Origin of the sequence: Paenibacillus polysaccharolyticus (assembly GCF_023714295.1) — a bacterium.
GTDB classification, from domain to species: domain Bacteria; phylum Bacillota; class Bacilli; order Paenibacillales; family Paenibacillaceae; genus Paenibacillus; species Paenibacillus polysaccharolyticus_A.
In genome coordinates this window covers 1907431-1926545 of sequence record NZ_JAMAUN010000001.1, presented here as the reverse complement: position 1 = coordinate 1926545, position 19115 = coordinate 1907431, and the positions used below count along the sequence as shown (strand labels likewise).

Annotated in this window: 14 protein-coding genes and 1 pseudogene; 9 read left to right on the top strand and 6 right to left on the bottom strand. The window is 39.1% G+C overall.

Going from position 1 to position 19115, the window contains the following annotated elements:
• Positions 1-560: 560 nt before the first annotated feature.
• The 3 genes from M3629_RS08805 to M3629_RS08795 are packed head-to-tail and all read right to left on the bottom strand — an operon-like array spanning position 561 to position 2129.
• Positions 561-1031 (bottom strand): DinB family protein, encoded by a 471-nt coding sequence (locus M3629_RS08805; protein ID WP_251504354.1) that lies wholly within the window; start codon positions 1029-1031, stop codon positions 561-563.
• A 58-nt stretch (positions 1032-1089) separates the two neighbouring features.
• Entirely contained in the window at positions 1090-1671 is a 582-nt protein-coding gene (locus tag M3629_RS08800; RefSeq protein ID WP_251504351.1) for a TetR/AcrR family transcriptional regulator, read from the bottom strand.
• Positions 1668-2129, bottom strand: a complete 462-nt coding sequence (locus M3629_RS08795) for a DUF1348 family protein (protein WP_251504349.1) — start codon at positions 2127-2129, stop codon at positions 1668-1670. The genes M3629_RS08800 and M3629_RS08795 overlap by 4 nt, the downstream gene beginning before the upstream one ends.
• A gap of 266 nt (positions 2130-2395) precedes the next feature.
• Between M3629_RS08795 and ilvD the strand changes: the two are divergent.
• Positions 2396-4086: pseudogene (gene ilvD, locus M3629_RS08790) on the top strand (dihydroxy-acid dehydratase).
• A gap of 118 nt (positions 4087-4204) precedes the next feature.
• On the opposite strand, the gene M3629_RS08785 reads toward ilvD, so the two are convergent.
• A complete protein-coding gene (locus M3629_RS08785) occupies positions 4205-4357 on the bottom strand; it encodes a hypothetical protein (RefSeq protein ID WP_251504346.1) in 153 nt (50 codons plus the stop codon).
• A gap of 309 nt (positions 4358-4666) precedes the next feature.
• Here M3629_RS08785 and M3629_RS08780 point away from each other — a divergent pair, with 309 nt between their 5' ends.
• The 4 genes from M3629_RS08780 to M3629_RS08765 all read left to right on the top strand — a co-directional run bounded on the left by M3629_RS08780 (position 4667) and on the right by M3629_RS08765 (position 12602).
• Complete coding sequence (locus M3629_RS08780) at positions 4667-5662, top strand: glycoside hydrolase family 43 protein (protein ID WP_251504344.1); 996 nt, start codon at positions 4667-4669, stop codon at positions 5660-5662.
• A 362-nt stretch (positions 5663-6024) separates the two neighbouring features.
• Positions 6025-7068 carry an OmpH family outer membrane protein gene (locus tag M3629_RS08775; RefSeq protein ID WP_251504341.1) on the top strand — a complete coding sequence of 348 codons (1044 nt, stop codon included), beginning with the start codon at positions 6025-6027 and terminating at the stop codon, positions 7066-7068.
• 213 nt (positions 7069-7281) lie between these two features.
• The gene (locus M3629_RS08770) at positions 7282-9825 is read left to right on the top strand and encodes a DUF262 domain-containing protein (protein WP_251504338.1); all 2544 of its coding nucleotides are present in this window, start codon (positions 7282-7284) and stop codon (positions 9823-9825) included.
• A gap of 5 nt (positions 9826-9830) precedes the next feature.
• On the top strand, positions 9831-12602 hold the full coding sequence (locus M3629_RS08765; RefSeq protein ID WP_251504335.1) for a DUF262 domain-containing protein: 2772 nt from the start codon (positions 9831-9833) through the stop codon (positions 12600-12602).
• Positions 12603-12795: 193 nt separating this feature from the next.
• Here the strand turns inward: M3629_RS08765 and M3629_RS08760 are convergent, their stop codons facing one another.
• Positions 12796-14175, bottom strand: a complete 1380-nt coding sequence (locus M3629_RS08760; RefSeq protein WP_251504332.1) for a DJ-1/PfpI family protein — start codon at positions 14173-14175, stop codon at positions 12796-12798.
• Positions 14176-14515: 340 nt separating this feature from the next.
• Here M3629_RS08760 and M3629_RS08755 point away from each other — a divergent pair, with 340 nt between their 5' ends.
• From M3629_RS08755 to M3629_RS08740, 4 genes are all read left to right on the top strand, one after another.
• On the top strand, positions 14516-15049 hold the full coding sequence (locus M3629_RS08755; protein ID WP_251504330.1) for a DinB family protein: 534 nt from the start codon (positions 14516-14518) through the stop codon (positions 15047-15049).
• A gap of 358 nt (positions 15050-15407) precedes the next feature.
• Positions 15408-16322, top strand: coding sequence for a hypothetical protein (locus tag M3629_RS08750; protein WP_251504327.1), 915 nt, complete (start codon positions 15408-15410; stop codon positions 16320-16322).
• Between the two features lie 4 nt (positions 16323-16326).
• A complete protein-coding gene (locus M3629_RS08745) occupies positions 16327-17160 on the top strand; it encodes an EamA family transporter (protein ID WP_251504311.1) in 834 nt (277 codons plus the stop codon).
• Positions 17161-17173: 13 nt separating this feature from the next.
• Positions 17174-17599: an NUDIX hydrolase gene (locus M3629_RS08740; RefSeq protein WP_251504275.1), complete on the top strand. Its 426-nt coding sequence runs from the start codon at positions 17174-17176 to the stop codon at positions 17597-17599.
• Between the two features lie 97 nt (positions 17600-17696).
• On the opposite strand, the gene M3629_RS08735 is transcribed toward M3629_RS08740, so the two are convergent.
• Positions 17697-19088: a PLP-dependent aminotransferase family protein gene (locus tag M3629_RS08735; protein WP_251504272.1), complete on the bottom strand. Its 1392-nt coding sequence runs from the start codon at positions 19086-19088 to the stop codon at positions 17697-17699.
• Between the last annotated feature and the right edge of the window lie 27 nt (positions 19089-19115).

Below are 19115 nucleotides of genomic sequence, written 5' to 3'. Positions count from 1 at the left end.
TACATGATCTATTACAATCATTATCGAGGTCAATGGAACTTAAACAAGCTGCCGCCTGCAAGATACAGACGACAGCTTGAAGCAGCCTAACCTTTTTTAATTTGTCCTTTACAAGGGGTACATTTTATATTTGTCGAGACCCTTTTTTATTGTAAACGTTCTTTAAGGATTATATGAGATCATGCAAATCAACACAGAGGATTGGATAAATCCGCAGTTGATGCGCATATGTGCCAAGCTTTCGATCAATTGTATCCTAATCTTAAGAAAATAATTGAGTCCATGTGAGTTGAAGTAATTGAATGAAGAGAAGGGCAGGGGACGAATATGAGTAAACAGCATTTCGAGCTTTTGCAAGTTTAATGATGGAAGACTATGACCGGTTGGATATACTGATTAATAATGCAGGAACATAATCATTATCAGACCTCAGCCATCCTGCCAAAAACTTGCTATCCGGTAATTCAAAACGATCTCCAATATTGCTTTTTAAAAACCGACCTTATTCCGAGTTTAGGAGAATATAAGGTCGGTTTGTTGGTTTTCGTGAAGCGATAATCCTAACTGTCAATTATGTTTTTGATATTTTTAATTGTTGCAAAGTGCATTGCTTCATGGTAAATCAGAAAACCCAGCAATTGTTCTACATTCGTAAAGCTAAGTCCTGTAGAAGACTTGTAATGAGGATTGATTTCTTCTTTCAATTTGCTTGAAAGTACCGATTCAACCCTTTCCATTTGTTCACTTAACAAGTCGATTAATTGAGACATTGTTGGAGGCTCTGTATTCCAGTCAGACGGTTTGGTTCCTGGATCAAAAAACTTACTAAAGTTAGCAGGATATTTGGTTTCTTCACCGGTAAGTTGGAAAGCGAACTTCTCGTGTATGACATACATGTGGCCTAGATTCCATTTTATATTGTTTTTCAAACCTGTTGGAATGATTTCGGATGCAGAGTCCTTTATATTACTTACATAATCAACTGCCTGACGGCGAACAAATTTCAATTGATCTGCGACAAAATGGCTCATGATATGGACCTCCCCTAAAATAAAGTCACTAATGAAAACGTTAAAAAACACCTATGTGTCAGTGACCGGAGTTACTTTTAGAAACATAAGTTGAGACTCGTTGTGACAGAGTTGCCAACGTACGTTCAAAAAAGGATTCATCATTGAGCGCTCTACTCAGAACCAATCCTCCTTGAATACTAGCAATTGTTTCCTCTGAAATCTGATCAGCAGTATCTTTAGAGATGCCTGTTTGAACGAGTGCCGCGCTTAAGGCTTCAATCCATCTTATAAAATATTGCTGAATTACAGTAGCGAATCGATCTCTTGTTCCGTCCAAAGCGAATGCGCCAATAAGACATATGCGCTGTCCAGATTGAAAATAAGTATCGACCTCTTGCCACATATGATCAATGGCTGCTCGGGGTTCATTCTTCTCGAGCGGTTCAAAAATATTTTTGACAAACCATTGATCGATATGGGTAAGAATTTCAGCAACCATCTCATCTTTCCCACCTGGAAAGAAATAATATAAGCTTCCTTTAGATAGACGCGTACGGGCTGTAATTTTACTTAAAGAGGCACCTTCATAACCTAATTCACGGAATACCTCCGTAACGAGAGGGATGACATCAGATTTTTCAAAAACAGTTCGAGTCATAGGTTTAACTCACTTAGGCTTGGGTGGTCAGCAGGGCGTGTGCCGAGCGGCCAATGAAATTTTCGTTCGGCTTCCTTAATCGGCATATCATTAATAGAAGCAAATCTACGCTTCATCAAGCCGTTGTCTGCAAATTCCCAGTTCTCGTTTCCATACGATCTGAACCAGTTGCCGCTATCATCATGCCATTCATATGCGAATCTAACTGCAATACGGTTGTCGGTAAATGACCAAAGCTCCTTGATAAGGCGGTATTCCAGTTCTTTGGCCCATTTTCTAGTTAGTAAAGAAACAATCGCTTGGCGTCCTGTTATGAATTCGCTCCGATTTCTCCAATAACAATCCTCAGTATACACAAGTGAGACGCGCTGAGGGTCTCGGCTATTCCAGCTGTCTTCTGCCATACGAGTTTTTTGGATTGCTGTCTCGAGAGTGAATGGGGGAGTTAAATTATTCATTGATTTTTCCTCACTTTCTAAACCTTTTGTATCAGTATAAACCGATCGGTTTATAATTGCAAATTTAAACTTGTAGGGTTCTTGTTATCATGAAATAACCATTGCTTCTCCATCCTGTATGCGATATATTGCATATAAGAATAATTGTGATGAGGATGAAAACCATGCCAATTCCTAAAGATTTTGCCCTACCGGTCCGTATGTCCGCAAAAGAAAGAGCGCCGATGCAGGAACTGAACGAAATACTTTGAAATGAGGGAAGAAACATGGACAATAAAAAAGATCTTCGTATTCGAAGCAAGGTGATCAGTGAAGGCGCTAACCGGGTACCGAACAGAGCCATGCTGCGTACAGTTGGTTTTCAAGATGAGGATTTTAAAAAGCCAATGATCGGAATAGCGAGTACGTGGAGTGAGGTCACACCGTGTAATATGCACATTAATGATTTAGCAGTGCAAGCTAAGCAGGGCGCACGCAATACTGGAGGTGCTCCACTGATTTTTAATACAATACCGTTTCAGATGGGATTTCAATGGGTCATGGCGGGATGTTGTTCTCACTACCAAGTCGGGAAGCTATTGCGGATTCGATTGAAATTGTGACCGGAGCCGAGCGTTTTGACGGCGTTGTTGCAATCGGTGGTTGTGACAAGAATACGCCTGCATGTCTGATGGCTATTGGACGCATGAACATTCCTTCCGTTTATGTATACGGTGGAACCATTCAACCAGGTAATCTCGATGGCCAAAAAGTGGATATCGTTTCTGCTTTTGAAGCCGTTGGTCAATATCAAGATGGCAAAATAACAGATGAACAGTTGCACAAAGTAGAATGCAGTGTTTGCCCGGGTCCAGGCGCTTGCGGGGGTATGTATACCGCTAATACGATGGCCGCAGCTGCAGAAGCCATGGGTATGTGTTTACCGGGTTCTTCTTCGACATCAGCGATTTCAGCGGATAAAGCAAAGGAATGCGAAGCAGCCGGTAAACAGGTCATCTCACTGCTTGAACAAGAGATCTATCCAAGAGACATTATGACGAAGAAAGCATTTGAGAATGCGATCACTGTTGTTATGGCTCTGGGGGGGTCAACTAACGCATTTCTCCATCTGCTAGCGATTGCGCACTCGGTAGAAGTCGATTTAACCTTAGATGATTTTGAGCGCATTCGTTTGCGTGTTCCTCATTTGGCAGATCTGAAGCCAAGTGGCCAATATGTGATGCAGGATTTGAATGATATCGGTGGCGTTTCAGGGGTCATGAAGCTATTGCTTGCTGAAGGATTACTTCATGGGGATTGCCTCACGGTAACTGGTAAAACGTTAGCGGAGAATTTAGCAGAAGCTGACCCACTTCCCAATGATCAAGAGATTATACGTCCACTCGATAATCCGCTGAAGCCAGATGGACCATTAGTTGTACTTCGAGGAAACCTCGCTCCTGAAGGTGCTGTTGCCAAAATGTCTGGTATGAAGATCCAGCAGTTCTCTGGCCCAACTAAGGTGTATGATAGCGAAGATGAAGCAACAATAGCGATCATGAACGATGAAATTAAAGAAGGCGATGTCGTAGTCATACGTTATTGTGGTCCGAAGGGTGGACCAGGTATGCCTGAGATGCTTTCCGTTACAGCACTCATCGTAGGCAAAGGGCTGGGCGGGAAAGTTGCTCTCATTACAGATGGTCGATTCTCGGGTGGCTCACACGGATTTGTAGTCGGCCATGTATCACCTGAAGCACAAGTAGGCGGACCGATCGCGTTGCTCCGAAATGGGGATATAATCACCATTAACAGTGATATTCAGGAGATGAGAGTTGAGGTACCAGAAGAAGAGTTAGCTGCTCGAGCGAAAGTGTGGGTACAACCTCCGCTGAAAGTGAAATCTGGTGTACTCGGCAAATATGCTAAATTAGTTTCCTCCGCTTCCAAAGGGGCAGTAACCGATTTGATGGAATAAACCAGATACAATCGATAATTTTTAATAAATACTTCTTCAAAGGCGCTCCGCTATGCGGGGTGTCTTTTTATTGCTATCTATCAGATGAAAGATATAGATCTTGCGATTGAAAACAGAGTTAATTATGGCTAGGAGACAATGCTGAGAGAGCGATATTAATCATGTCTTCAAGATCTTCACGGCCAGCACCGATCACGGCCTGAATCAACATGCCAGATATGAGCGTTGCAACATAACGGGATAAAGCAGCAGGGTTGATATATTCAGGCAAATCCTCATCTTGTTGGGCGTGTTTGAGCCAGGTAAGCAAAACACAAGCAATCGGTTTATATTTCCAATATAATGAGATAGGCGGAATTAGTACATTTTTTCGGGGAAGACCTTTAGTATGTGTATAGGAAAAAGCTAACGGGGAGTGTAAAATTACATCAGATATTGTAAGCGCTTGCTTTGATTGCAGAGGGAGTCTACGTTGCCGGACATTCCTATCTGTATTCCCAAATGTCCTGGCATGAAATCCCGGAGACAGTACATGTATCCTTCTTGGATTCAATTATTCTAATACCAAAGGAGATGCCTTATGAATCAACAACAACCACCTAAGCCCCACCAGCCGCTCGTAACCCACATCTTCACTGCGGACCCGTCCGCCCATGTCTACGAAGGCAAAATCTATATCTATCCTTCCCATGACCTCGATCATGACGAGCCGAGTAACGATAACGGTGACCAGTATAAAATGGAAGACTACCATGTCCTCTCCATGGACAATTTCGACTCCCCGGTGGTCGATCACGGAGAAGCATTGCATCTGAGAGATATTCCATGGGCGTCCAAGCAGCTTTGGGCACCGGATGCCGCTTATAAGAACAATACTTATTACCTGTTCTTCCCGGCAAGGGACCATGATGGTATCTTCCGTCTGGGTGTGGCAACATCAGTGTCTCCGGCCGGCCCGTTCACACCGCAGCCGAATTATATGGAAGGCAGCTTCAGTATCGATCCGGCCGTACTGGTGGATGACGACAATCAGTCATACATCTATTTCGGCGGACTCTGGGGTGGCCAGCTAGAGAAATGGCAGACTGGCAGCTTCGTGCCAGATGCAGAAGGACCGGCTCCTGACCAGCCGGCGCTTGGACCGCAAGTTGCACGGCTTAGCGACGACATGCTGTCCTTCCAGGGCAAACCTGCCGAGATATCGATTGTCGATGAAGATGGGAATCCGATTCTGGCCGGGGATGAGGACCGGAGATATTTTGAAGGTCCATGGATGCATAAATACAACGGCTATTACTACCTGTCCTACTCTACAGGAACCACGCATAAGCTCGTATATGCGATCGGAAAGAACCCGATGGGGCCATTCACATTCAAGGGAGAAATTCTTTCTCCGGTGATCGGCTGGACAACCCACCACTCCATTGTGCAAGTTGAAGACAAGTGGTATCTGTTCTATCACGACAGCTCCCTGTCGGAAGGTGTCAACCACAAACGATGCGTTAAATATTCCGAGCTGAAATACAACGAAGACGGAACGATTCAGAAGATTAATCCTTATCCGGATGGCGAGTAAGCTGTTGGGTTAGCGCAAAGTGATCAAATTATAAAATAAGGTATAATATGAGGCAGCTCCTGACGGGGCTGCTTCTTGCATGGGAGGATCAGTTTTTTCACGCAAACGTCATAAATAATTCAATCGAATTCCGTAAAAATAGATGTAAACTAAGAAACTTTGAGGTTGGAAATGCGCTAATACTGTTCCAGAATCATATCAACAGGTGAATTTAGTTTTTTCTGGGATCATATCGTTATATAATATTATTACCTTAGAAACTGGAAACTCAGAGTAGATTTAATTAACTTCGTAATTTTCCATCCATACACTTTGAATTGATTTTTTTATTCATCACTATCCAATAAAAAAAGGAGATATTCATGAGAAAAACTTCTGTTGCCATCATGCTATCCACTGCTATGTTTTTGCTAACTAGCTGCCAGTCAAAAGAGGTAGAGATACAAACCCAAATTGCTATTGAAGGTGGAAATTCTTCTGAAACAGCTGTATCTACAGAAAATGATAACTTTATGAGGGGATTCCTACATAGTAATTCACAACAAAGAGAACAAATTTTCATCAGTTGGACCAACCAGAAGGATCGGCTTCATGGAAGTATGCAATTTTCAAGAAGCGTTCAATCAGGAAACAGAAAATCCATAAAATCAGATTCCTTTCCATTTACAGGTGTGAGTAGTAAAGGTTCTGTAAGTCTAAATTTCTCTGGAGGATTCTTTAATGCACTTGACGGAAAAACGATCAATGGGACTTTTGACAATGATGAGTTAATCCTCTATTTTCCCAACAACGATGGAATCCTGAGTGAACTTGTTTTCAAAGAAAGTAGCGTTCGAGAGTTCAACATAGCAGTGAAATCACTTTCCAATGAAGTGAAAGAAATGAATGATACACAAGCTGAAATTGAGGCCTTTCAGAAACAGGAGACCGCCAACAAAAAGAAAATAGAAAATGAACAAAATGCAGTATCGCAAGCAAATCGTTCTCTTCAGAATGCAGTTGAATCTGCTGAAGAAAAGCTCAACCAGCGTGAAAATTTCGCTTCTAAATTTACATCGGTTATTGAATCATATGAGATTCATTGGAAGCAAATGAATAGCAACAAACAAAAGCTAGTATCGGCCGCAAAAGTAAAACCATTCAATAGCGATCAATACTTTGTTGTACAAGATATCCTGTATAACATGGATGACAATAAATATTCAATGGATGATGATACGTACCAGTTTCAAGATATCGAATGGAAAATTTCGAGTTATCTAACAGATCTCAACGATGTTAAAACGGAGATAGCTGGCAATTGGAATTGGTTAGAGCGAGTGTCTCTTCAAAATTCAACTGGTTCACCTCAACCTAAATTTTCCAAAAAAAGAAGTTTTAGAAATAACAAACAAATTACAAAGTGAAATAAACAGTATCAAGTCTTTGTTGGCATCAAATCAAAATATATCCAGACAATATCAGGAAAAATAGGAGAAACTATCCGAAGAAATGTCTGATTACGTAAATGAACTTGAGATAGATTATGAGTAAATTTCCTTCGCACCTTGAAAAAAACGTACATAGATTGAGCCTGCAATTAACAAAATATTTCATAATAATAAGGAATGATTAGGTATATGAGTAATGATCTGAATTATATATCGGTGAAAGATTTAATGAGATTAGATTTTGTTGTTCCTTCCTATCAAAGAGGCTACCGTTGGGGGAGTACCCAAGTCGTACAACTTATTGATGATATTTATGAAGAGCAAAATAAGAAGTATTATCTTCAGCCTCTTGTAGTAAGTAATGTTACTAGCTCTGAGCTGAAATGGAATATAATAGATGGCCAACAGCGACTAACAACAATATTTATTATAGTAGGGGCTTTTAATTATTTAATTTCAAAAAATCCGGTCAACATTATTCATGATTCAAACCTAAGGATGAATTTAGAATATGAGAGCCGTACAAGCAGTGATATATTCTTGAGTTTTTTAACTGATTATAGAAACTTAGCTGAACTGCCAATGGAGGTCTTGAACCAAGAGCGTTTATGGGAAACGTTTAAACGGTATAAGATAGAAGCGAATGTAGAGAAAAATTTGGATTTCGAATACATGCTCAATGCTTTTTGTACATCTGTCAATAAATTAAATGAATTATTGGGGAAAAATCAAATGAATAATTTGATTGATTTAAAGCAGCGAATGTTGAATGATTGTGCTTTCATTTGGTACCCAATCAATGCCACAGACAATGATAAGAGAAACTCGGAAATAACACAATTTTCAAAGATTAACATGGGAAAAATAGAACTGACAGATGCTGAACTTATAAAAGCAGAGATATTGAATCCTTCCCGATTAAACAAAGGACTTGAAAGAAACAAGATCAAAGAAAAGCAGTTTGCCATTTCGGAAGTATGGTACTCTATTGAAAATGAATTGCGAAAACCGGATTTTTGGGCTTTTGTGCCTCATGAAAACCAGTATAGTATTAATAATCATAGTAGGACTAGAATTGATGTTTTATTTGAATATCTATTATTGGAAAAAGAATCAGAACTTAGACGGGGAGTGGATCGTTATATAGAAGAATTAAGTTCATCATTTAAATATTCGTTATTTACAAGAGTGCAGCAGCATCCAAATAATGATAAAACTTGGGGGAAAATCGTAGATATTTTTGAACAATTGAAAGAGTTGTACGAAAGCGACGGAAGAACTCAAATAGAAGATGATAAAAGTACGAGAAGAACTGGAAAGGAAACTAGTATATACAATTTACTTAGTTTTATCACACTTTATCAACAAAAAAAGGGCGGAAAAAATAGTTTTTTTTATCTGAAAAGTTATGAAACATTTTATGAATTATTAAAAAAAGACCGGGATGAACGAATTCCTTATATTAAAAATAAAATTAGAGAAATGATGTATGGAGAAGAAAATATTGAAGAAAAGATAAAATCCATCAGATACGGCAAAGGTGACGAATTGCGTGAAGTATTGCTGTTATACAATTTGATAATTTTATCTAAATCCACAGGTATCGGTAATCGTTATAATTTTCTTGAGCATAATAATATCAAGCGTCAGTGGACTAGAGAGCATATATTCCCTCAGAAAACTAGGGTTTCTGACGCAACCAAACTAAAGGTACAAAAAGATCTTTTAAGTCTTTTATCCAATAATTTAGAAATTAGTAGAAGGATTGTATTAAAGAATAATATTATCCTTAAGTATATTAACTATTTACACGGGAAAGAGAAACTTTCCCATTCTCCCTTAAAACTCAATAACTCTGGAATAATTAATTGGACTAAAGACAAGGAAGAAATTAAATCTTTTTTAGAACAAAATCATGATGAGAATGGATACGAAAAAGAATATGCGCGAAAATTATTGCTGATTCAAAAATCCATAGATTTATTTTCAAAAATCAGGATCTTGGAAAATAATAAAAGAATTCGAGAAAACCAGGGAGATATAATTAAACATATAGCGAGCAATATTGATATATTTAAAAACATTAAAACGGAAGAGATTGTCTCATTGTTTGAAAATGAACGCGAGAACTGCATTAAAGTGTTAAAGGAATTATTACCAAATATACAATTTGCTGATTTTATTAAGGGGTATATTGATAAATATATGGATGGATCCTTAATTATATTGAATTCTATAGTTTATGAGTATGAGGATGGTAAAGAAGGACCTAATTTGAATGAAATATTTACAAAGATGTATGAAGTTATCATCGATAATGTAGAAAGCATAGATAATATAAAAATATGTACGCATTATCATTCTTTGCTGAAGGATATATTAACCAGAGTAAACCGGTCAATTGAAGCCGAGGTAAGTCAATTTTTTAAAGAAGAGTTTAATGTTTTAATGTCTGATAATTCAATAGGAAATATGGCATTGTTAGATAATATAGTTAATGGAAGCGAAAGTGTCGGCAATAAACCATTTAACGAAAAAAAACAAGCAATTTTTCGAAAAATGAAATCGGGAGAATTTATTCCTTTGGCGACTATTTTAGCTTTTACAGATGTAAATTCAATAATACGAACCACAGATGAATACTGGATGTATGAGAGTAGATATGCGTATGCAGATGATATTATTCAGACAATTAAAGATTTTCTAGACATTAAAAAAAGATCGGAAGGATAAAAGAAATGAGAGTAGTCGATAATGGTGTCTTACCCATATCCAAAAAAGAATGTTCCTTCTATAGGTTGTTAGGGGAATATAATATATGTATACCTGCCATTCAACGTGATTATGTTCAGGGACTGGATGAAGTAAGTATTAAATACAAACGATTAAGAATGATCCAAGACGTTAAAGAGAGCTTACAGTCGAGAAAAAAATTAAGTCTAAATATTGTATATGGCTTGCATGAAGATGAAGGTGATAATATCATATTTTATCCTATTGATGGTCAGCAAAGGCTCACGTTCTTATATTTACTGCATTGGTATTTGGCATTAAACTCAGCAGAGGGAGAATTTGCACATTTTTGCGATCTGAAGTCTTTTTCCTATGAGACAAGAAATTATGCAAATGAGTTTTTCAGCTTTCTGAGAATTAAAGAGAATAAAGACATGTGGCTAAATATGTTTGAAAGCTGTGGCCGCAATAAACTCACACTTTTAGAGCAAATTAAATTGAAAGCGTGGTTTAAGTCGCAGTGGCTTACAGATACTACCGTTGTTTCTGTTATTAATGTATTTAGCGATTTTATAGACAATTCTGAAACAAAAATTGATATTCTTAGGGCTCAGGAATTCTATGATCAATTAAAAACCGGTTCTTTAATTTGCTTTGATTTTCTTTCTGAAGTTGCTAAAGATGCAGAAAATACTGCTTCTACCAATTACATTCGATTGAATGCCAGGGGAAAACAACTGGATGAATTTGAAAATGTAAAAGCAATTTTATCTTTGTTAGAGAACAAATTAAGAGAAGAAATCAAAGAAAACCAGAAATTTGTATATCAATATGATCAGAAGTATATTGATATTTTCTATAAGGAATGCTCAGAAGAGAAAAAATTAGAGGAAAAAACAAAAGAAATTAATGATAAAACCCTTAAACTTTTGAAGAACACTTATATCCTCTTACGATCTATTAGGGGTGAAGCTCAGGATGAATATATAACATTCGATGCTTATTATTCCATCATATATTCTGAATCCCAAAAAGATGACATTTCAGAATTTTGGAGAGAATATTTTGAGTTTTTAAATATTTTGCTGACAACAATAAAAGGTGATGAATTAATTCAAAAACGCATAACATTATTCTGGGAATATATATATGAGCCTAAAACAAATGATTCTGATAACCTGGTATCTAATTTGCGATATATTTATTATTATTACAAATCACAACAAGAATATGTCAACATTAATGCGCTTGAACAATTAGATTATGTACTACTTAATCTGAATTATGGGGAGTGGAAACAGTCCGGGTTTCAAACAATTGAATTACTAACTGAGTATAGTGCACTATATCCAAATATATTCGAATTTTTCGCTCAGGAAACACTAGATAAATTGATTGTAAGATTGAATATACATAAGGATAATCGTGAGATTAGTGATGTAGTCGATATAAAAGTCAGATTTAAAGAACAGTGTATAAAAGCAAGTATTATTAGGAGGTTAAATGAAGATTACCGGTTGTTTGCATCGTTAGAAGTCCAATCAGGCAAACGCCAAATTCAATATCTATTAAGTATATCTGATATGTGGGCAAATGAAATTACGAAAGAGAAAATAGATGTTTTATTGAAATATATGGAGGTGGCAGAAAGATTTTTTTGCAGTAAGATAGACCCGGCAAAACAACTACTTTGGAAAAAGCTATTCGCTGTAGCGAGTTACTGGGATATAAACAATAATTACATATTGACTTCTAATATGATAAATCAACAAATAAGTGATAAGAAAGAGACAGGAAAACGCAATGTTCATTATTGGAAAGATGATTATTATTTCATATATGATGATATTGAACATAAAGATATGAATGGTTATCAGCTTAGGAAAGAAAAATATAAAATCATAAAAATAGCTTATGATCATTGGATAGCCTACGATCTATCAGACGAACTGCAGAGAAAAGTCTGGTTAAAGAATCAATTTTCTGATTCAGCTTATGAAGCATGTTGGTTAAAGTATGCAATTGATAGAGATATGGAGGAACTATTCGATAACACTGTTTCGTATGACGAGGCTAAGGAAACAGTTCATATTGACATTAAACATATTTACAATAGGAGATTTCATAACGGTGCATGGGTGTCTTGGAAATGTAATTATTTCGCCACTGTTTATTTATTGGATCAAATAAATAATGGTAGCTTCAATGAGAATAATGTATATGATTCTTATGTTTGGGATTATTATGGGAAAAGTTTATATCAAAGGTCTAATATAGTGGATGGCGTTATATTTGATTCCTATCCGAAAATCATAAATCAATTTGGTTTGCGGTTGTTATGGGAAGGACGTGAGGAAAAATATTTATCATATGAACAAGGTGGTTCTATATGGAATTTAAGAAGTTTCTTTGGTTATATGTATTACATTTCGTTCCCATATGATTCTAATTCGACCATCTCGGTAGCTGATGGAAAAGTTGTAATTACAGAGTTTTTAAGGGGGAATAGTTACAAGCAATACGAGTATGATCTTAACACTTCCGCTGAGAAACAAACTATAAAACAAAAAGAGTTTGATTTCAATAGAAAAGTTAAAGACTATAAAAATATAGAGGATATCAGACAGGATCACTGGTATAAACGTAGCTACTCATACAATTCCGAGGACATATATAAGTATTGGTACAAAGATAAAGCTAGTTTTCAAATTGAGAAAGAAGATTTTGTTTCATTAGATGTTCTTCAAGCTATGGAATGCATTCATCTTCTCAAGTAACCATTCTAAACAAACGTTAATGGATCTCCGCATTGAGGTTCCAATAAATACAAGTGGTCATAGACAAGAGAGGTATAAAAAGTCGCTTTTTTGGCGGCTTTTTTTATTATATCGGTACAAGTTCTCGTCCCGAGGGAAAGACAGGAACTTGTACCGATTACCAGAGGAAAGATATCAATCCGTTGTATAACGTTCACTTAGAAGCGAACTCCCTAAGTAACCTTTGTTTTTTTACAAATAATCGCCGATCCAAAACATAACCAGCCAACAGCGAGAGCAGAACAAGAATAACAGGTATTCCGAATGATTCCCTAGAGAAGGGGACTCCTTCCAGTTTTAAGTGGTCTGTGGCACGATATTCGAGACGTTTGGCAGCAAATTTGGCAGTCATCACGTCTTCTTGAACAGATAAATTTTCAAACGCAGGGTCCATTGCAAATCTTCCCTGCATATTTTTGTGTAACAGTAACAATTCCGTATTGTTGTTTAATTGTCTCCATTGCTTAATATCCTCGGCAGCTGTAGTCTCGGCTCGAGAGCCGACAACAATCATCTTGGATAGCGAGGGAACATCGTTCATTTGATAACGCGCGACCAAATTCAAACCATGCTTTGTTACAATCGGTCGAGGTTCACGGGATATCGTTAAAGTCGTTGTTGTTCCAGATGCTCCATAGGTATCGAAGGCAGCGGATAAATCTAATTCATCTGCACCTGGATATAACAGTACGCCGGCTTTGGCTTTGTTCCATTGATAGGATTGATTCAAAATGTATGTAATATCACTCAATCCTGCCGTGAAAGGTTCCATTGTCGGATCGATTACATAATGGTAGGAGGGATAATGAAGCTTATTCGCCACCTGTTTTGCGGCTGTCTCACCTAACTGCTCCGAAATCACATAAAGGGTCGCATCCATGCCGGATGTAAGACCAGCTGAAGAAACGATGTTACCTTGAGGAACATAACGCTGATCGTTTACCCAATGAATTTCCGGATAACTTTTGATCAAACGTTGAATGTCTCCCCAGTGTGTCGCAGCGCTTTTACCGTTCAGCAGTCCCGTATCGGCCAGATTCTCTGCACCATTACATATGGATAATAAAATCGTTTTCTCACTGGAATGCTTGCGGATCCATTCACGGACAGGAGCGTATTTTTTCTCATCCCGGATCGGCATAAAAGGGATCACGATAATATCTGGACTTTTGCCAAGCACTTGATCCATGTCAGCAAAAGAGTAATGGGGAATGACATCTAATCCTCCGGTTAGTGATTTGATTCCTGAATCCGGTGCAACACTGAATACATTATACTTTCCTGTGAGAGCGAACATCTCATATGGGACTAGAAAATCAAAAACCTCCGTTACTTCATTAGACAGTAAAACAGCTACCGTTGGCTTATTAGCATCATATGCTGGTATCTTTACCTGATCCAGGCTAGGCGGATTACTTTGATTATACAAGGACATTCCGGCATTTGACGTATGAATGAAACCGACGACACCCGCTCCTCCCACTATGATGATAACTACAAAAACATACATCAGAATACGTAGCAAAACTTTCACTTACTCGTTCCCCTTCCAACTGCATCATATTTTACTTCAAAAAATATACCAATTGAGGATCGAATACACACCTGACTAAGGACGGATTGCATCCCTTGGCTGTGGGTGGATAAGGTACTAGACTTAAGTCTGTTCTGTTTTATGTACAAGACCCGTTAGAGCTATACTCCTCGTTTAACGTGATAAATTTTTTTCAATATGGTGACATCCATCTGAGAATGTTAAAAAAAAGAAGGAACAAGGATAAAAACGTATCCAATTGAGACTCAAGTAAGTAAAAAGAGATGGGCATAGTTAGATTCATTGAGTATTATTTAATAGAGGAGAGGGGAGTATTGATATGAATACGAATTTCCGTTTACATGAAGCTATTGAGATTTTGGAGCGTACGCCGCAAACTCTGGGGCATTTCTTATCTGGCCTTTCGGACGGATGGCTGCATAGTAATGAAGGTGAAGGAACCTGGAATGCACACGAAGTGATGGAACATCTCATTGAAGCAGAGAAGCATAATTGGATTCCACGAGTACAATCCATTGTGGTGGAAGGGGAACCTCAGCGGTTTCCTACCTTTGACCGTTTCTCGCACTTGAAGGAGACATCGGAACGAACCACGGAAGAGGCTTTACAGGAATTCAGCATGATCAGAAAGAAAAGTATCTCCTCGCTCAAAGATATCATTCTTTCCAATCCTGACCTGGAGAAAACCGGCTTGCACCCAGAATTCGGCCTGGTGAAGTTAAGGGAGCTTCTCTCTGCTTGGGTCGTTCATGATTTTACGCACATTGCGCAAATTGTCAGGGTTATGGCGGAAAGATACAGGATGGATGTTGGACCCTGGAGTGCATATCTGGGAATATTGAATAAAAGTTAATTTCATTTCGGTCCGTTAGACCTTGATGCGGAGACTCAGAATGAATATAAGAACTCTATTAAGGAACAAATATGCTTTGATTAAAGTCGCTAATTTAGCGACTTTTTATTTTATCCTCACACAGGCCATCTACAAGTTAAATACACAATTGCAACGGGTTTCTAGGAACATAGAAGGCATCTTCACAATAGTAAAGACCTTATAAATTGGTATGTCAAAAAATGCATATAGTGGTACTTAAAACATTCAAAATGTTCATGTTAGCATTAATCCAACAGCATGCTGTATAAACACACATTAATCATAGCTATGACGATTCAACAGCAGAGATTGCGAAGTTGGAACGAAAGGGGAACATATGAACTTAGCGGATTCCGCAACGAACAAAACAGGCAAATGGTCTTACGTTATTGCGATATCATTTATTTTATTCATGATCAGTTTATCCGTAGGGTTACAGCATTCAGAGATCATTTTGCCAGAGGTTGCAGCGATGGCGATCGCTATGTGGGTATACAGAGAACCAGGGTGGATTAGACGACCTTCTGTCATCTTCATTGCACCGACCGTAACAGCTACGATAGGACTGGTCATTAATCAGTTTCAGGTCCTTTATCCAATCAAAGTAGTTCTTACTCTAATGATCATGATGTTGTTTTTAAGATTAATACGCTCGAATCTTGCACCAGCTATTGCTACTGGTCTATTACCACTCGCTATTCATACAGAGGATTGGTCGTTTGTGTGGATTGTATTTGGTTTCACATTGACTTTAATGGCTGGAGTAGTTGTGTTTCACCTTCATAAGAATCTCGTAACCAAGTCGATGATCCAATACAAATACATGGTGATTTTCCTAGGAATTTCACTATGCTGGCTTAGTATTTGCTGGTTACTGGGTTATGAACAATTGGCAGTGATTCCGCCTATTTATGTAGTCGTTTACGAATCGCTCCAAAAGCCGATGTACACAGCAAAAATTGCATTTATGCAGGCATCTACGCTAACACTATCTGCTACTCTTGGCGTTCTCATTTTTATGCAGGTGGATTCGCAGGTGCTGGCTGCATTCATCGATATGATTGTAGTCGTCGTGATATCCCGCCTGTTTCAGGCTCGCATTCCTGCCCTGTACGCTATACCGCTACTAACCTTTATATTTCCCGAAGAAAACGTGTGGAGTTTACCTCTAGTCACGCTTTTTGCAAGTCTGTTTATGTTCAGCTTCGTATTGTTATACAAATATAGGGAAAAAGCGAATATCGGAGGATAAACGTATGGTATTTGGCCTGATTGCAGCACTTTGTTTTGGTTTGTCGGACTTTATGGTTACCCAGGCCACCAGAAAGGTTCAAACATTGCCTGCCTTGCTCGGGATTCAGTTCATTGCCTCTCTTTTGCTGGGAGGGTATGTACTTACGCAATCGCCTCATATGGATCAAAACATAATGGTATGGATGGCTATAGCCGGCGTCAGTGTAGTTAATTTTGTAGGTACGTTACTATTATATCGGGCTTTTGAAAAGGGGACTCTATCCATTGTTTCTCCAATCGGCTCGGGATTTGCAGTCGTGACTGCAGTTCTTGCTTTTGTTGGCGGTGAGCGATTGCCTTTCAATTCAATGATTGGTGTCATACTGCTCATTATTGGTGTGTTGACGGTAACGAGATCAAGTAAAAGCGTTGGACAACAAGTGACGTTGTCGGGCATACCGGAGGCCATTATCGCCTCAATCTGCATCGGTTTTTATTTTTGGGCGATCGGATACATCACTCCTCATCTGGGGGTGACTCTTCCTGTACTCGTCACACGGATCATCCAATTTATCTGTGCGTTTATACTTCTTCGGGTAAAACAAATCCAACTCCCGCGCATAGGCCTGTCTACCGGTCTGATTCTGGTTGTCGCCGCTCTGCTGGATACAGGAGCTTTACTCTCTTTTAATATGGGACAAACCGTTGATTATACCACGAGCACAACAGCACTTACGTCATTATATAGTGTCGTTACCATACTTATGGCTGGATGGATTCTGAAAGAAAAGCTGACGAAGAGTCAATGGACAGGCATTGGCATTATTCTTCTCGGGGTCATAATCGTAAGTCTATAGAAAGGGGTAGAGTATGAACCGTGTGCATACCGTCTATTCAGTGATTACCAACGCGAATAATTCACATCTATTAATGGTTCAAAACATAGGATCAGAAACCTGGTCTCTACCGGGTGGTACAGTTGAACCTCATGAAACGTTGGGAGTTGCCGCCATTCGTGAAGTATACGAACAAACAGGTTTACAGGTAAAGCTCGGTGGAGTGGCAGCCATTAACGAGTATAGGAAGAAAGATTGTTCGGAACATGGCATATGTATTACCTTCAGAGCATGTATTGTGGGCGGGGGTGAATATATTTCAAGACCTGATGAGATCAGACAAATAGCCTGGGTTCGTATCGAGGAAGCGGATGTACTCATGCCATTTTACAAGGAAGGTCTACAAGAAATCGTCAGCAAAAATGTTCAGGTATCCTATTTCGATGAGGGAATCATATGATTATCTAAAGGATCAATGTCAAAAAAGGAGGGGCAGAAGCCCTTCCTTTTTTACTTGAGATTTTTGGATCGTCTGGAGCGCATAACAGCTCACGGTATTATATAAATTGCGCAAGCGTTTGAATCCCTTCCGAAATCTGGGCCTCGTTCACATTGCCAAAACCCATGATAAGGCTGTCATTATGCTGATCTTTGCGAATAGTATATCGCTCGGCGGGGTAGATTTTGATATGATGTTCCTCCAGTTCCATTGCAGTCAACAGATCGGCGTTTCGTCCCGACCAAGTTGCGATAAGGTGCAATCCTGCAGCATCACCCGATATCTGAACGTTCTCTCCAAATGTATCCTTTAACGCTTGAAGCAGGTGAGTTCTTCGTTTATGGTAGATCCGTTTCATTCGCATAATATGACGTTTCAGATGCCCTTCGTTCATAAATCTGGCCAATGTTGCTTGTGATAATACAGGAGACTGCATGTCAGCCATACGTTTGAGCTGCACGATCGATTCTACCAACTCTTGTGGGGCTACAATATAACCGAGCCTTAATGCAGGGAACATATTTTTACTAAATGTTCCTACGTAGATTACCCTCTCTGTATCATGCTCTCGCAAGGCATGAACAGGCATTCCCCCGTAACGAAACTCACTGTCGTAATCATCCTCTATAATGTAGGCGTCTGCGTTTCGAGCGTAGTCCAGCAATTGGAGGCGCCTGCTGATCGACAAAATACTCCCAAAGGGAAATTGATGGGACGGCGTTACAAAAATACATGTGGGCTTCACATCGGTTGGCAGCTGCTCTACACACAGACCATCGCTATCTACGGGCACAGGTACAATCCGGGCACTCGTTTCAGCGAAGATGTTATGAATAAATGTTGCCGTTGGGTCTTCCATTGCAATCGTTGCGCCAGGCGTCAATAAAAGCTTGCTAAGTATCGAAAAAGCCTGAGTTGCACCAGCCGTAACGATAATTTGCGAAGGTAGACAGTGAAGGCCTTTGATATGGAGAAGATGCTCACAAATAGCTTGTCGAAGCTCCATATCGCCAGCCATATCTTCCTGATATCCAAGCATAGAAGGGGGGAAATTATGGTACACATCTAGTGCAACTCTTTTCCACTTCTGGAGAGGAACATGCTCAAGAGAAGGAAAGCTGGGACGAAAATCGATATAGGATAAACGACTCCCACTGGCTGGAGAGATATCCACATCCATGTCAATCCTTTCTTCGGGCAGTAGATGTTGCGGTTTGCTTGAGCCTATATCCCTTACAAAGGTTCCAGAACCTTGTTTACCTTCCAAATATCCTTCAGCTGTCAGCTGCTCATACACCTCTACAATAAGGGCGCGTGAGACCCCTAGTTCTTTGGCCAGCTCTCGAGTGGAGGGGAGAGAAGTCCCTGTTTTGTACACGCCTTGCATAATTCGGTCTCTGATCCACGAGTATACTTGTCTGGTTTTGGTTTCACTCCGTCCGGGCTGCATGAGGGATCTCCTTTATTCTAAAGTGGT

Coding starts and splice junctions, on each gene's coding strand:
- M3629_RS08800 (WP_251504351.1), bottom strand. CDS start 1,671: ATGACTCGAACTGTTTTTGAAAAATCTGATGTCATCCCTCTCGTTACG.
- M3629_RS08740 (WP_251504275.1), top strand. CDS start 17,174: ATGAACCGTGTGCATACCGTCTATTCAGTGATTACCAACGCGAATAAT.
- M3629_RS08755 (WP_251504330.1), top strand. CDS start 14,516: ATGAATACGAATTTCCGTTTACATGAAGCTATTGAGATTTTGGAGCGT.
- M3629_RS08780 (WP_251504344.1), top strand. CDS start 4,667: ATGAATCAACAACAACCACCTAAGCCCCACCAGCCGCTCGTAACCCAC.
- M3629_RS08775 (WP_251504341.1), top strand. CDS start 6,025: ATGAGAAAAACTTCTGTTGCCATCATGCTATCCACTGCTATGTTTTTG.
- M3629_RS08765 (WP_251504335.1), top strand. CDS start 9,831: ATGAGAGTAGTCGATAATGGTGTCTTACCCATATCCAAAAAAGAATGT.
- M3629_RS08770 (WP_251504338.1), top strand. CDS start 7,282: ATGAGTAATGATCTGAATTATATATCGGTGAAAGATTTAATGAGATTA.
- M3629_RS08750 (WP_251504327.1), top strand. CDS start 15,408: ATGAACTTAGCGGATTCCGCAACGAACAAAACAGGCAAATGGTCTTAC.
- M3629_RS08805 (WP_251504354.1), bottom strand. CDS start 1,031: ATGAGCCATTTTGTCGCAGATCAATTGAAATTTGTTCGCCGTCAGGCA.
- M3629_RS08745 (WP_251504311.1), top strand. CDS start 16,327: ATGGTATTTGGCCTGATTGCAGCACTTTGTTTTGGTTTGTCGGACTTT.
- M3629_RS08795 (WP_251504349.1), bottom strand. CDS start 2,129: ATGAATAATTTAACTCCCCCATTCACTCTCGAGACAGCAATCCAAAAA.
- M3629_RS08735 (WP_251504272.1), bottom strand. CDS start 19,088: ATGCAGCCCGGACGGAGTGAAACCAAAACCAGACAAGTATACTCGTGG.